At 73.4% G+C, this 14,299-nt stretch carries 10 protein-coding genes; 6 read left to right on the plus strand and 4 right to left on the minus strand.

The features are described 5' to 3' along the window. Positions 1–6: 6 nt before the first annotated feature. The 4 genes from cydB (at position 7) to ACWDZ4_RS10845 (ending at position 7,698) form a co-directional block, all read left to right on the plus strand. Positions 7–1,008 carry a cytochrome d ubiquinol oxidase subunit II gene (gene cydB / locus ACWDZ4_RS10830; RefSeq protein ID WP_451508071.1) on the plus strand — a complete coding sequence of 334 codons (1,002 nt, stop codon included), beginning with the start codon at positions 7–9 and terminating at the stop codon, positions 1,006–1,008. A gap of 15 nt (positions 1,009–1,023) precedes the next feature. Continuing rightward, the gene (cydD, locus tag ACWDZ4_RS10835) at positions 1,024–4,665 is read left to right on the plus strand and encodes a thiol reductant ABC exporter subunit CydD (protein WP_451508072.1); all 3,642 of its coding nucleotides are present in this window, start codon (positions 1,024–1,026) and stop codon (positions 4,663–4,665) included. 119 nt (positions 4,666–4,784) lie between these two features. Beyond that, entirely contained in the window at positions 4,785–6,500 is a 1,716-nt protein-coding gene (locus ACWDZ4_RS10840) for a GAF domain-containing protein (RefSeq protein ID WP_451508073.1), read from the plus strand. Positions 6,501–6,600: 100 nt separating this feature from the next. Next, complete coding sequence (locus tag ACWDZ4_RS10845) at positions 6,601–7,698, plus strand: M23 family metallopeptidase (protein WP_451508074.1); 1,098 nt, start codon at positions 6,601–6,603, stop codon at positions 7,696–7,698. 30 nt (positions 7,699–7,728) lie between these two features. On the opposite strand, the gene ACWDZ4_RS10850 is transcribed toward ACWDZ4_RS10845, so the two are convergent. Then, the gene (locus ACWDZ4_RS10850; protein WP_451508075.1) at positions 7,729–8,595 is read right to left on the minus strand and encodes a Cof-type HAD-IIB family hydrolase; all 867 of its coding nucleotides are present in this window, start codon (positions 8,593–8,595) and stop codon (positions 7,729–7,731) included. 312 nt (positions 8,596–8,907) lie between these two features. On the opposite strand from ACWDZ4_RS10850, the gene ACWDZ4_RS10855 reads away from it, so the two are divergent. Together ACWDZ4_RS10855 and ACWDZ4_RS10860 are read left to right on the plus strand one after the other, a co-directional pair. Further along, the gene (locus ACWDZ4_RS10855) at positions 8,908–9,807 is read left to right on the plus strand and encodes an LLM class flavin-dependent oxidoreductase (RefSeq protein ID WP_451508076.1); all 900 of its coding nucleotides are present in this window, start codon (positions 8,908–8,910) and stop codon (positions 9,805–9,807) included. A gap of 177 nt (positions 9,808–9,984) precedes the next feature. Next, on the plus strand, positions 9,985–10,683 hold the full coding sequence (locus ACWDZ4_RS10860; RefSeq protein ID WP_451508077.1) for a maleylpyruvate isomerase N-terminal domain-containing protein: 699 nt from the start codon (positions 9,985–9,987) through the stop codon (positions 10,681–10,683). A 19-nt stretch (positions 10,684–10,702) separates the two neighbouring features. On the opposite strand, the gene ACWDZ4_RS10865 is transcribed toward ACWDZ4_RS10860, so the two are convergent. The 3 genes from ACWDZ4_RS10865 to ACWDZ4_RS10875 form a co-directional block, all read right to left on the minus strand. Next, positions 10,703–11,245 (minus strand): RNA 2'-phosphotransferase, encoded by a 543-nt coding sequence (locus ACWDZ4_RS10865; RefSeq protein ID WP_451508078.1) that lies wholly within the window; start codon positions 11,243–11,245, stop codon positions 10,703–10,705. A 123-nt stretch (positions 11,246–11,368) separates the two neighbouring features. Beyond that, positions 11,369–12,421, minus strand: coding sequence for a MerR family transcriptional regulator (locus ACWDZ4_RS10870; RefSeq protein ID WP_451508189.1), 1,053 nt, complete (start codon positions 12,419–12,421; stop codon positions 11,369–11,371). A 50-nt stretch (positions 12,422–12,471) separates the two neighbouring features. After that, entirely contained in the window at positions 12,472–14,271 is a 1,800-nt protein-coding gene (locus tag ACWDZ4_RS10875) for an SDR family oxidoreductase (RefSeq protein WP_451508079.1), read from the minus strand. Positions 14,272–14,299 lie beyond the last annotated feature (28 nt).

Here is a 14,299-nt window from a genome sequence, read left to right on the forward strand (position 1 = left end):
ACAGTCATGGAACTGCACGACGTCTGGTTCGTCCTGATCGCCGTCCTGTGGATCGGCTACTTCTTCCTGGAGGGCTTCGACTTCGGGATCGGCGTCCTCACCAAGCTGCTGGCCCGCGACCGGACCGAGAAGCGGGTGCTGATCAACACGATCGGCCCCGTCTGGGACGGCAACGAGGTGTGGCTGCTGAGCGCGGGCGGCGCGACCTTCGCCGCCTTTCCCGAGTGGTACGCCACGTTCTTCTCCGGGTTCTACCTGCCGCTGCTGCTGATCCTGCTCTGCCTGATCGTGCGCGGAGTCGCGTTCGAGTACCGGGTCAAGCGCAGCGGGGAGCGCTGGCAGGCCAACTGGGAGCACGCGATCTTCTGGACCTCGCTGCTGCCCGCCTTCCTGTGGGGCGTCGCCTTCGGCAACATCGTGCGCGGCGTGAAGATCGACGCCGAGATGGAGTACGTCGGCACCCTGGGCGACCTGCTCAACCCGTACGCGCTGCTGGGCGGGCTCGTCACGCTGAGCCTCTTCACCTTCCACGGCGCGGTCTTCGCGGGGCTCAAGACGCTCGGTGACATCCGGGAGCGGGCGCGCAAGCTCGCGCTCGGGCTCGGGGCCGTCACCGGGGTGCTGGCGCTCGCCTTCCTGGGCTGGACGCAGGCGGACAACGGCGACGCGGCGAGCCTCGTCGCGATGGCCGTGGCGGTGCTGGCCCTGGTCGCGGCGGTCGGGTTCACGGCGGCGGGGCGTGAAGGCTGGGCGTTCGGGCTCTCGGGGGTGACCGTCGTGGCCGCGGTCGCGATGCTGTTCCTGACGCTGTTCCCGAACGTCATGCCGTCCTCGCTGGACGACGCGTGGAGCCTCACGGTCACCAACGCCTCGTCCACGCCGTACACCTTGAAGATCATGACCTGGTGCGCCGGGATCGCGATGCCGGTGGTGCTGCTGTACCAGGGCTGGACGTACTGGGTGTTCCGTAAGCGGATCGGCACGCAGCACATCGCCGATGCGCACTAGTGGGAGATGTTTCACGTGAAACCGATCGACCCGCGTCTGCTCCGGTACGCCCGCGCCACGCGCCTCTTCCTGGGGGCCGTGGTGGTCCTCGGCCTTGCCGGGGCGGGCCTGGTCATCGCCCAGGCGATGCTCATCGCCGAGGTGGTGGTGGGCGCGTTCCAGCGGGGGCTCGGCGGCCCGGAGCTGCGTACACCGCTGATGCTTCTGGCGGCGGTCGCGGTGGGACGGGCCCTGGTGGCGTGGCTGACGGAACTCGCCGCGCACCGGGCGAGCGCGGCGGTCAAGTCCGAGCTGCGGGGGCGGCTGCTGGAGCGGGCCGTCGCGCTGGGGCCCGGGTGGCTGACGGGAGACGGGGTCTCCCCTGCTCGGGCGGAGCCGAGAGCTTCGGGAAGGGCGGGGTCGCTGGCGGCGCTGGCGACGCGGGGCGTCGACGCGCTGGACGACTACTTCTCGCGGTACCTGCCGCAGCTCGGGCTCGCGGTCGTCGTACCCGTGGCGGTGCTCGCGCGGATCGTCACCGAGGACTGGATCTCGGCGGCGGTGATCGTGGTGACGCTGCCGCTCATTCCGCTCTTCATGATCCTGATCGGGTGGGCCACCCAGGCGCGGATGGACCGGCAGTGGCGGCTGCTCTCGCGGCTGTCCGGGCACTTCCTGGACGTGGTGGCCGGGCTGCCGACGCTCAAGGTCTTCGGGCGGGCGAAGGCGCAGGCCGAGTCGATCCGGTCGATCACGGCCGAGTACCGGCAGGCCACCATGCGGACGCTGCGCATCGCCTTCCTGTCGTCGTTCGCACTGGAGCTGCTGGCCACGCTGTCGGTGGCGCTGGTCGCGGTGGGTATCGGTATGCGGCTGGTGCACGGGGACCTGGATCTGTACACGGGTCTGGTGATCCTGGTGCTGGCGCCCGAGGCGTACCTGCCGCTGCGGCAGGTGGGGGCGCAGTACCACGCGGCGGCGGAGGGACTGGCCGCCGCGGAGGAGATCTTCGAGGTTCTGGAGACGCAGCCGCGAGGGCCGGCGGGTGACGCGGACGCCCCCGCGGGGCCGCTGCGGGTCGAGGGGGTGACGGTCCGGCACGCGGGGCGGACCGAGGCGTCGCTGGACTCGGCGTCGCTGGTCGTGGCGGAGGGCGAGACGGTCGCCGTCGTCGGACCGAGCGGGATCGGCAAGAGCACGCTGCTGAACGTGCTGCTGGGGTTCGCCCCGGTGGACGAGGGACGCGTGGTCGTCGGCGACGGGCCGGGCGCGGTGGACCTGGCGGACGTGTCGATGGAGCGGTGGCGCGAACGGATCGCGTGGGTGCCGCAGCGGCCGCACCTCTTCGCGGGAACGGTCGCCGAGAACGTACGGCTGGCGCGGCCGGAGGCGGACGACGCGGCGGTGGTGACGGCGTTGCGGGACGCGGGGGCGTACGACTTCGTGGCCGCGCTCCCCCAGGGCGCCGAGACGCGGCTCGGGGAGGACGGCGCCGGGCTCTCGGCCGGACAGCGCCAACGGCTCGCTCTCGCCCGGGCGTTCCTCGCGGACCGGCCGCTGCTGCTGCTCGACGAGCCGACGGCGAACCTGGACGGCGAGACGGAAGCGGGGATCGTCGAGGCGGTACGGAGGCTGGCGGCGGGGCGGACCGTGGTGCTGGTCGTGCACCGGCCGGCGCTGCTGGCTGTGGCGGACCGGGTGGTGGAACTGACCCGGCCGTGCGGGGCGGATGCGGGCGTGCGGGACGCGCCTCCCCTCGGGGCGGAAGGGTCTCCCGCCCTCCCGCCCGTCGGAAGGGGGACGGCGGGTGCCTCGGTGAGGCCGGTGGCCTCCGTGGCGTCGGTGGAGCCGGTGGCCTCGGTGGCCTCCATGGCATCGGTGGAGCCGGTGGGTGGGGACGGTGGCCCCGTGATGGCAGGGGGCGCGGCCGGTGCCGGCGGGCGTGGGGCGCTGGGGCGGGTCCGGGAAGCCGCCGGGGAGCTGCGGGGGCGGCTGGGGCTCGCGCTGGGGCTCGGGAGCCTCGCGCTCGGATCGGCCGTCGGGCTCATGGCCGTGTCCGGGTGGCTGATCTCGCGCGCTTCCGAGCAGCCCCCGGTGCTCTATCTGATGATGGCGGTCACCGCGACCCGGGCCTTCGGCATCGGGCGGGCCGTCTTCCGTTACGCCGAGCGGCTCGTGTCGCACGACGCCGTGCTGCGGATGCTCGCCGAGATGCGCGTCGCCGTGTACCGGCGGCTGGAGCGGATCGCGCCCGCCGGGCTGCGCGAGACCCGGCGCGGTGATCTGCTGTCCCGGCTGGTGGCGGACGTGGACGCGCTCCAGGACTACTGGCTGCGGTGGCTGCTGCCCGTCGGGACGGCGGTCGTCGTGAGCGCGGGTGCCGTGGGGTTCACCGCGTGGCTGCTGCCCGAGGCCGGTGCGGTGCTGGCCGCCGGGCTGCTCGTCGCCGGGGTGGGCGTGCCGTGGCTGAGCGGGGCGTGTGCCCGGCGGGCCGAACGGCAGCTGGCGCCCGCGCGCGGAGTGCTGGCGACGCGCGTCGTCGACCTGCTCGGCGCAGCGGCCGAGCTGACCGTCGCGGGCGCGCTGAAGCGGCGTGTCCAGGGCGTCCGGGAAGCGGACGGGGCGCTGACGCGGATCGCCTCGCGGAGTGCGACCGCCACCGCCCTCGGCGGCGGGCTCTCCTCGCTGGCCTGCGGGCTGACCGTCGTGTTCGCCGCGCTCGCCGGGGTGGAGGCGGTGCAGGACGGGCGGCTGTCGGGGGTGACGCTGGCGGTGGTCGTGCTGACCCCGCTGGCCGCCTTCGAGGCCGTCACCGGGCTTCCGCTCGCCGTGCAGTACCGCCGGCGCGTCAAGCACAGTGCGGAGCGCGTGTACGAGGTGCTGGACGCGCCGGTGCCGGTGCGCGAGCCGCACACCCCCGCCGCCCGGCCCGCGTCGCCGTTCCCGCTGGAGGTACGCGGGCTGAGCGCCCGGTACGCCGGGCAGGAGCGGGACGCGCTGTCCGGCCTCGACCTCACGCTGGAAGCGGGCGGGCGCATCGCCGTGGTCGGCGCTTCCGGAGCGGGGAAGACGACGCTCGCCCAGGTGCTGCTGCGCTTCCTGGACGCGCGGGCGGGGACGTACACGCTCGGCGGGACGGACGCCGCCGAACTGGACGGCGACGACGTGCGCAGGCTCGTCGGCCTGTGCGCGCAGGACGCGCACATCTTCGACAGCTCGGTACGCGAGAACCTCAGGCTGGCCCGGACCGACGCGACCGAGGAGCAGCTGAGGGACGCCCTCGCCGCCGCCCGGCTGCTGACCTGGGTGGACGGCCTGCCCGACGGCCTCGACACGATGGCCGGCGAACACGGCGCCCGTCTCTCGGGCGGCCAGCGCCAGCGTCTCGCGCTGGCCCGCGCCCTCCTCGCCGACTTCCCCGTACTCGTACTCGACGAGCCCGCCGAACACCTCGACCTGGCGACGGCGGACGCGCTGACGGCCGACCTGCTCAGGGCCACCGAGGGGCGTACGACGCTGATCATCACGCACCGGCTCCGGGGGCTGGAGGCCGTGGACGAGGTGATCGTGCTGGACGACGGGCGCGTCGTGCAGCGTGGCGGGTACGCGGCGCTGGTGGAGACCGAGGGGCCGCTGCGGCGGATGCTGGAGCGTGAACGGGAGGCCGAACCGGTCTGACCGGCCTGACCGGTCGAACCGGTCTGATCCGATGAATCGGTCGAACCGGTCCGACCGGATGAACCGCTGTGCATCCGGCTTTTCGCCCGGAACGGTACTTCCTTACTAGGCTCGAGGGCATGCCAGTGCACGACGTGCCGGAACCGGAAGACCATCGCGAAGCCGCCGCGGAGGCGACCCGCAGCCTGCAGGGCCTCTCCACCGAACTCACCGCGCGCGTGCCCCAGCTGCTGGAGGCCATGCGGTCCGTCGGCACGGGGCTCGAACTGCACTCCACCCTCGACCGGATCTGCGAGACCGCCGCGGAACTCGCCGACGCCCGGTACGCGGCGATCGGCGTCGTCGACCAGGAACGCGACGGGTTGTCGGACTTCGTGACGTACGGCGTGAACCAGGCGCAGGCCCAGCGGATCGGGCGGCTGCCGGACGGTCACCAGGGGCTGCTGGGCGCCCTGGTCCAGCACCCCGAGCCGGTGCTGCTCGGCGACCTGACGACCGACCCGCGCTTCGCCGGATTTCCGGCGCACCACCCGGTGATGCGGACCTTCCTGGGCGTCCCCATCCGCGTACAGGACGAGATCTTCGGCAACCTCTACCTCGCCGAGAAGAACGGCGGAGCCGAGTTCAACGACTACGACCTGCACATGGTCCGGGTGCTGGCCACGGAGGCCGGGATCGCCATCGGCAACGCCCGGCTGTACGAGGCGGCCCGGCAGCGCGAGCGCTGGATCGACGGGTCCGTCGCCGTCACCACCGCGCTCCTGTCGGGCGGCGACGCCGACGACGCGCTCACCGTCGTCGCGGAACAGGCCCGCCACCTCGCCGACTCGGCCGCCGCGATGGTGCTGCTGCCCGCCGAGGAGGGCGGCCTGGAGATCGTCGCGGTCTCGGCCGACGAACCGTCCGAGTCGCTCGGCGTGGTCCTCCCACCGGAGAGCCCGGTCGTCGCGCGGCTTCTCGACGGCGAGGCGGTGTTCATCGGCGACCCGGCCGGTGACCCCCTCATGATCACGAGGATGGCGCAGCGGTACGGCCCGTGCATGCTGCTGCCGCTGCGCAGCGGCAGCCGGGTGCTGGGCGCCCTCGCCACCCCCCGCGCGCGGGGCGGGAAGCCGTTCACGGAGTCGGAACGGACGCTGGCCACGCAGTTCGCCTCCCAGGCCGCGCTCGCGCTGATGATGGCGGAGACGCAGCGGGACCGGGAGCGGCTCGCGGTGTACGAGGACCGCGACCGGATCGCCCGCGATCTGCACGACCTGGTCATCCAGCGGCTGTTCGCCACGGGACTGATGCTGGAAAGCGCCCAGCGCAGGTCCGTCGTGCCCGAGGTGCGGGCCGGGGTGGGCAAGGCGGTGGACGAGCTGGACGTGACGATCCAGGAAATCCGTACGGCCATCTTCGCGCTCCAGCAGGGTCCGGCCGAGGCGCCCGTGGGGCTGCGCACACGCGTACTGCGGGAGATCAACATGGCGGCCGTGCCGCTGGGCTTCAGGCCCGCGCACCGCTTCGTCGGCCCGGTCGACGCGCTGGTCGGCGAGCTCACCGGCAAGAACCTCGTCGCGGCGCTGCGCGAGGCGCTGTCCAACGCCTTCCGGCACGCGCGGGCATCCCGTATCGAAGTCGTCGTCGACGCCACCGCCGAGCTGGCGGACGGCAGCCGGGGGGTGCGGCTCTCGGTCGCGGACGACGGTGTCGGCATCCCGGAGGGCGGCCGGCGCAGCGGACTGCGCAACCTCAAGCGGCGCGCCGAGTCACTGGGCGGTACGAGCCGGTGCGGGCCGGGGCTCGGGGAGGGCGGCGGGGGCACGACGGTGGTGTGGGAGGCGCCGCTGTAGCGCCGCCGCGGCGCCCCGGGTACGCCGGATGGCGGGACGACACCCCGGTGAGGTGGCCCTGGTACCCGCAATCGCGGGGTGACCGGGACACGATCCGTGGATGCACCTCGGACCCTGCCAGCGGCTGCTCGTGCCGGTGCTGTGCGTGCTGCTGTGGTTTCCCGCGCCCGCTGCTGTTGCCGCCGCTCCCCTCGTCCGTGTCCCTGTCGCACCGGGTTCTGCTCCCGCCGGTGACGAAACCCCCTCCGACGGGCCGGCCATCGGCGCCGAGGTGGCGCGGCTGTACGAAGAGACCGCCCGGGCCGTCGAGGCGTACGAGCGCGGCAGGCGCGCGGCCCGGAGCCAGCGGGCGAAGGCGCTGCGCCTGGAGCGGCTGATCGGGAAGGAGCGGCGCGAGATGGAGGGGCTGCGCGGGGACGTGGGCCGGATCGCGCGTGCCCAGTACCGGGCCGGCGGCGGAGGCATCGTGCACGCGGCGAAGCTGCTGCTCGCCGACGATCCGCAGGAGGTGGTGGACAACCACCGGCTCGCCCGGCAGGCCGGGCTGGCCGTGACCCGGACGCTGCACCGGGCCGAGCGGGCCGAGCGCAGGCTCCTCGAGGACGAGCGGCGGGCGACCGCTGCCTGGCGCGATCTCGACGTCCGTACGCTGCGGCTCGCGTCGATCAAGCGGGGCATCGCGGCGAGGCTGAAGGACGCCCGGTGGCAGCTCCAGGGCGAGGCGGACCGCAGTGTCGCGGCGGGGCGCTGCGCCGGCGCCGTACGGCTGGAGGAGGGGGAACCGCCCGCCACGCCCAGGTGGGTGACCCCCGTGAAGGGGTACGAGCTGTCCGCCGGGTTCGGCGGTACGGGGGCGCGCTGGAGGAGCCGGCACACCGGGCAGGACTTCGCCGTGGACATCGGCACACCGGTGCGGGCCGTCGGCGCGGGACGTGTCGTTTCCGTCTCCTGCGGCGGCGGTTTCGGGATCGAGGTGGTGCTCGGGCACCCGGACGGCTACTACACGCAGTACGCGCACCTGGCCGGGGTCATGGTCGACCAGGGGGAGCGGGTGCGTACCGGACAGTGGATCGGGCAGGCCGGCACCACCGGCAACTCCTCGGGGCCGCACCTGCACTTCGAGGTGCGGCTCACTCCCCACATGGGGTCGGCGATCGCCCCGGGGCCGTGGATGCGTGAGCGCGGGGCGGGTTTCTGAGGGACGGTCCGGAGGTCGCCCCCCACTCGGCTACAGGCCGGCCAGGATGCGCTCGATGACCACCGCGACGCCGTCGTCGTTGTTCGCGACGGTACGGCCGGACGCCGCGGCCACCACGGCCGGATGCGCGTTGCCCATCGCGTACGACGTGCCCGCCCAGGACAGCATCTCCACGTCGTTCGGCATGTCGCCGAAGGCCACGACCTCCGCGGGCGAGATGCCGCGCTCCGCACAGCACTGGGCCAGGGTGCTGGCCTTGGAGACGCCGTAACCGCTGATCTCCAGGAGGGCGGTCGGGCTGGAGCGGGTGATGGACGCGCGCTCGTCCGCCGTGGCGCGGGCCAGGGTGAGGAAGTCGTCGGGGGCCAGCTCGGCGTGGTGGGCGAGCAGTTTGATCACCGGGGCCCCGGAGCCGGGGGCCGCCTCGTGGAGGAGCTTCTCGGCGGTGGCCACGGTCGCGCCCGGGTCGAGGTGGAACGGCGGGTAATCGGGTTCGTAGTGGATGCCGGTGGAGAGCTCGACCGCGAAGGAGGCGCCGGGGGCGGCGGCCCGCAGCGCGAGCACGACGGCGAGGGCGTCCTCGCGGGCCAGCGGGCGGACCTGGACCAGTGTGCCGCCCGCGTGCAGGTCGACGACGGCGGCGCCGTTGGCGCAGATCGCCAGGCCGTGGCCGTGGACGTGATCGCTGACCACGTCCATCCAGCGGGCCGGGCGGCCGGTGACGAAGAAGACCTCGATGCCGGCCCGCTCGGCGGCGGCGAGTGCGGCGACCGTACGGTCCGACACGGACTTGTCGTCGTGCAGCAGCGTGCCGTCGAGGTCGGTCGCGATCAGCCGCGGGGTGATGGGGCCGGCCGGGGCCGGCCGGGCCTGCTGGGGGTCGGTAGCTGAGGTCACGGATCCATCTTCCCGTATGGGGTGCACGGGCGTGCGAAGGGACGCACATGTGAGAGCCTCCCCACAGAGCCAGTCGGTCGCCGGCCCGCCACCGTCCGGCGCGCTGCGGGAGGGGACCCCGCGATCACCCGCCCCGGCGCCCTCGCGCCCCGCGCTCCCGCGCCTCGCGCCTCGCGCTCCGTGCCCCGCGCTCCCGCGCCTCGCGCCCCGCGTTCGCTCCGGCGGGCGCGGCTTCTGCCCTGGTCCCTGGTCCCTGGCACGGCTTCCGGCACGGCCCGTCGGTGGCCGGGGCGGGCGGCGTAGGGTCGGGGGATGCGTCTGAGTACCTTGATCCTTCCCATCCGCCGTTGGTCAGAGGGCGGGCGTGACGCGTGGCAGCGGGCCGAGCGGCTCGGCTTCCACACCGCCTACACCTACGACCACCTGTCCTGGCGGACCTTCCGCGACGGCCCGTGGTTCGGCGCCGTCCCGACCCTGACCGCCGCGGCCGGCGCGACCTCGCGCATGCGTCTGGGCACCCTCGTCACCTCGCCGAACTTCCGCCACCCCGTGACGCTCGCCAAGGACCTGATCACGCTGGACGACGTGTCCGGCGGGCGCGTCACGCTCGGCATAGGTGCCGGCGGCAGCGGATTCGACGCCACCACGCTCGGCCAGGAGCCGTGGACCCCGCGCGAGCGCGCCGACCGCTTCGGTGAGTTCGTGCCGCTCCTGGACCGGCTGCTCACCGAGCCCGCCGTCACCCACACGGGCAAGCACTACTCCGCCGTCGAGGCCCGCAACATCCCCGGATGCGTTCAGGGTCCCAGGCTCCCCTTCGCCATCGCCGCGACCGGCCCGCGCGGGCTGAAGCTCGTCGCCCGGTACGGCCAGGCCTGGGTGACCACGGGCGACCCGAAGCTCTTCGAGTCCGGTACGCCCGCGCAGTCGGAGGAGGCCGTCCGCGGCCAGATCGCCAAGCTGGGCACCGCCTGCGCCGAGACCGGCCGGGACGTCGGCGGACTCGACAAGATCCTGCTCACCGGCTTCACCCCGGAGCGAAACGGTCCGCTGGAGTCCCTCGACGCCTTCGTCGACTTCGCGGGCAGGTACTTCGCGCTCGGCTTCACCGAGATCGTGCTCCACGCACCGGTCCCCGACTCGGACTTCGCGGCCGACGAGAAGGTCTTCGAGCGGATCGCGACGGAGGCACTGCCCCAGCTCAGCTCCTGACCATCCGGCCGAGACACGGACCGGGACACGGACCGGGACACGGACCGGGACACGAGCCGGGACACGGGCCGGGACACGAGCCGGGAGACGAGCCGGGACCCCGGCTCAGACATCCCCCGGTGGGAAAGTGCCGGTCTTCCGTGCCGGAGATCATGCGGCGTGCCTAGGCTGGCCCGTATGGACGGGGAAACGGTTCTGGCGGCCCTCAGGGCCGAATCGCAGCGCCTGTACGAGAAGGTCTGCGAGATCCCGGAAGGGGAGTGGGACCGGCCGAGTCCGTGCGGCCCCTGGACCGTGCGCGAGGTGGTCGCCCACCTGACGACCGCCGTGGGCCGGGCCGGTGACATGCTGGCCGAGCCCGAGCCCGAGCCGTCCGGTGTTCTGGTGACGGCCGCCGGTTACTACGCGCCGGACGAGCGCTTCTCGCCGCGGAGCAACGACCTGCGGGTCGAAGCGGCCCGGGAGTCCGCCGCCGCGTATGCCGACGGCCGGGCCCTCGCCGACCACTTCGACGCCGTCTGGCGCTCCGTGACCACTGCCTGCGTCAAGGAGCCGCCGGAGCGCCAGGTCCGTACCCGGCACGGTGACCCGATGCTGCTGTCCGACTTCCTCGTCACGCGGGTCGTCGAGGTGTGCGTGCACGGTTTCGACATCGCGGCGGGGCTCGGTCACCAGCCGTGGCCGACCGGGGAGGCGGCGGACGTGGTGGCGCGGCTGCTGCTGGACGGACGCCCGTACGACCGGCCGGTCACGGTGTCGGGGGCGGGCTGGGGCCGTACGAAGTTTCTTCGCAAGGCGACCGGCCGGCTGCCGATGTCCGCGGCCGAACGCACCGCGGCCGAACGTCAGGGGCTGCGCCGGCTGGCACTGGGCTGACGCCGGGCCGGGGCCCGGCTCAGCGCGGAAAGCGCAGGAACTGCGGCGGTACGGACGCGGTGAGCCATACGCCGTTGTCGCTCACCCGGAACGCATGACCGGCGCGGTGCATGGCCCCGGCGTCGACGCTGATGACGACCGGGCGGCCGCGCCGGGCGCCGACACGTGCGGCGGTCTCGCGGTCGGGCGAGAGGTGGACGTCGTGGCGGGCCATGGCGCGCAGGCCCTCGGCCCGGATCGCGTCGAGGCTGCGGGCGACGGTGCCGTGGTAAAGGTACGCCTGAGGCTCGGCCTCCGGAAGCCTCAGGTCGACCTCCACCGTGTGCCCCTGGCGGGCACGGATCAGAGGGCCCTCGATCGCGAAGCGCTGTTTGTCGTTGACGGCGACGACATGGCCGAGCTCGGCCCGGGTGAAGGGGAAGCCGTGCTCGGCGGCGGCCCGGAGCAGGGCGTCGATCTCCACCCGGCCGTGCTCGTCGAGCACGATCCCGATCCGCTCGGGCCGGTGCCGAAGATGGGCCGAGAGGTACTTCGACACCTGTGTGGTGCGTCTTTCGTCCATCTCACCAGAGTGCACAGCGAGACGAGCATCACGCCACTTCATTGAACGAGCAGGTTTGATCCACAGGTAGGGCGTGTTTTACACAAGGGATTTGACGACTCTGTGGATAACTGGCAAGAGAATTCAGGGTGTTTCGACGACATCGGCCCTCAGCGCACCGTCTGCGGCAAGTGCATCCAATGTCCTGGCCCGCACCTCCCGCTCGGCCGCTGCGGAAATGAATGCCGCCGCGCGGGCGGGACCGACCAGTGCGCGGACAGCGCGCACGGTCTCCCCCGGAAGCGTCACCGCGACGGGCTCCGGTTCGGCGGCGGGCGAGGTGGCCGGCGAGGCGGCGGGCGGGGCGGCCGCGCCGAGGTGCTGCTGGAGGCGGCGGGTGGCGAACAACCGCATGGCCCGGGCCAGTTCCGCGTCGACCGTCTGCTGGGCGAGCGGACGCAGGCGCCGCACCAGCGTCGCCGCGTCCGCCGCGTCCGCGTCGGTGGGCGGGCGGTGGCCGAGGCAACGGGCGAACACGTGCTCGGCGGTGAACTCCAGGAAACGTTCGGCGATGTGCTCCATCTGAACGCGAAGCTCCCTCAGGTGTCCGGAGATCGCAGGCAACGGCACCCCCGCCGCGTGCAACTCGGCCGCCACCGCGAGCTCTTGTGGTGACGGCACCAGGAACTCGTCGTCCCGCCCCGGTACGCGCTCCAGCACCCCCAGCTCCACCGCCTCGTCGATCACCTTCTCCACCGCCTCGCCCACCACCGCCTCGCCCACCACCGCTTTGCCGACGGCCGCCCCGTCGACCACTGCCCCGTCGACCGCCTCGCCGGCCGTCGCGGCGCCGGGCTTCCCGCCGAACCGCTCGGCCAGCTCGGACCGCGAGATCCGGCCCGCCTCCTCGTCCGTCCACGGCCCGCCGACCTCGGTGACGAGCCCGAGCACCCCGCCGAGCCCCTTGCCCGCGTCCCACGCCTCCAGCAGTTCCTTGATGCTCGCCAGGGTGTAGCCGCGTTCGAGGAGGCCGGTGATCTGGCGGAGCCTGGCCAGATGTGTGTCCCCGTACACATTGGACCGGCCGCGCCGCTCCGGTCTGGGCAGCAACCCGCGGTCCTGGTAGGCGCGGATCGTACGGACCGTGGTGCCGCTCAGGTGCGCGAGGTCCTCGATCCGGTACTCCAGGTACTCCAGGTGCTCCTGGTACTGCCGGCGCTCCGAGTGCTCTCCGTGCCCCTCGGTGCTCACAGCGGCGGATCGATCCGGGCGATCGCGCGCAGGGCCCTCGGCGAGAAGCGCGACAGGAAGCGGAGACCGCGGGCCTCGGGCGTCACCGGCACGACCGCCTGGTTGCGTACGACGGCCCTCAGCACCGCTTCCGCGACCTTCTCCGGCGGGTAGTTGCGCCGCCCGTACAGCAGCGCGGCCTTCTGCCGCCGGCGCTTCTCCTCCGCCGCCGAGGTTCCGGCGAACCGCGCGGTCGAGGTGATGCCGGTGTTCACGAACCCGGGGCAGATCGCACTGACCCCGATGTCCCGGCCCGCGAACTCGGCCCGCAGGCACTCGCTCAGCATCAGCACCGCCGCCTTCGACGTGCAGTACGCGGGCAGTGTCCTCGACGGCTGGTACGCCGCCGCGGAAGCGGTGTTGACGATGTGGCCGCCCTGGCCGCGCTCGGCCATCTGCCTGCCGAAGAGCCGGCAGCCGTGGATGACACCCCACAGGTTCACGTCGAGGACCTCCTTCCAGTCCTCGGAGGTGGTGTCCAGGAAGGAGCCGGAGAGGCCGATTCCGGCGTTGTTCACCAGGACGTCGACGACGCCGTACTCCGCGGCGACCTTCTCGGCCAGCTTCTCCATCGCCCGCTCGTCGCTGACGTCCACCGTCTCGGCCCACGCCTCGGGGGCGCCGATCAGCCGGGCCGTCTCCGCCGTACGGGCCGCGCCCTCCGCGTCCCGGTCGACGGCCACGATCCGCGCCCCCGCCTCGGCGAACGCGTGGGCGGTGGCCCGCCCGATGCCGCCGGCCGCGCCCGTCACCAGGACGAGCTGCCCGCCGAAGCGGTCGGCGTACGGACCGCTCGCCACCGTGGACCCGGGCGCCGCCCCCGCCGCGGTCTCCTCGCTCACCGTGCTCTCGTTCGCGGTGTCCTCGTTCGCCGTGACGAACTCGGCGATCCAGGACGCCAGTCGGTCGGGCCGCGTGCGCGGCACCCAGTGTTTCGCGGGCAGCGTGCGCCGCACCAGACGCGGCGCCCACCGCTCCAGATCGTCGTACAGCCGCTCGGAGAGGAACATGTCGCCGGTCGGCGTGATCAGCTGGACGGGTACGTGGGCGTACGCGTCGGCGCGCGGCCGGCGCAGCCGGGCGCGGACGTTGTCCCGGTAGAGCCAGGCGCCGTGCGCCGCGTCCCGGGGCAGTGACGCCGTCGGGTAGTCACCGGCCGCCACCTTCTCCATCCGCCGGAGGATTCCGGGCCACCGCTTGCCGAGCGGGCCGCGCCAGGCCAGCTCCGGCAGGACGGGGGTGTGCAGCATGTACACGTACCAGGACTTGGCGCCCTGCCCGAGCAGCTGGGCCGCCGCGCGCGGGGTCGGCCGCGTCATCCGCTTCCGGATCCAGTGGCCGAAGTGGTCCAGGGACGGGCCGGACATCGAGGTGAAGGAGGCGATCCTGCCCTCGGTGCGCCCGACCGTCACGAACTCCCAGGCCTGCACGGACCCCCAGTCGTGCCCGACCAGGTGCACCGGCCGGTCAGGGCTCACCGCGTCCGCGACCGCCAGGAAGTCGTCCGTCAGCTTCTCCAGCGTGAAACCGCCGCGCAGCGGCACGGGCGCCGTCGACCTGCCGTGCCCGCGCACGTCGTACAGCACCACATGGAAGTGCTCGGCGAGCCGCGCGGCGACCTGCGCCCACACCTCCTTGCTGTCCGGATAGCCGTGCACCAGCACCACGGTCGGCCGCGCCGCGTCGCCCAGTTCGGCGACGCACAGCTCGATCCCGTCCGTGCGCACCCGCCGCTCGGTGGCTCCCTCGATACTCACGCCGGCTTCTCCCCCGCCCAGCCCAGTG

Source organism: Streptomyces sp. NPDC003016, from assembly GCF_053591455.1.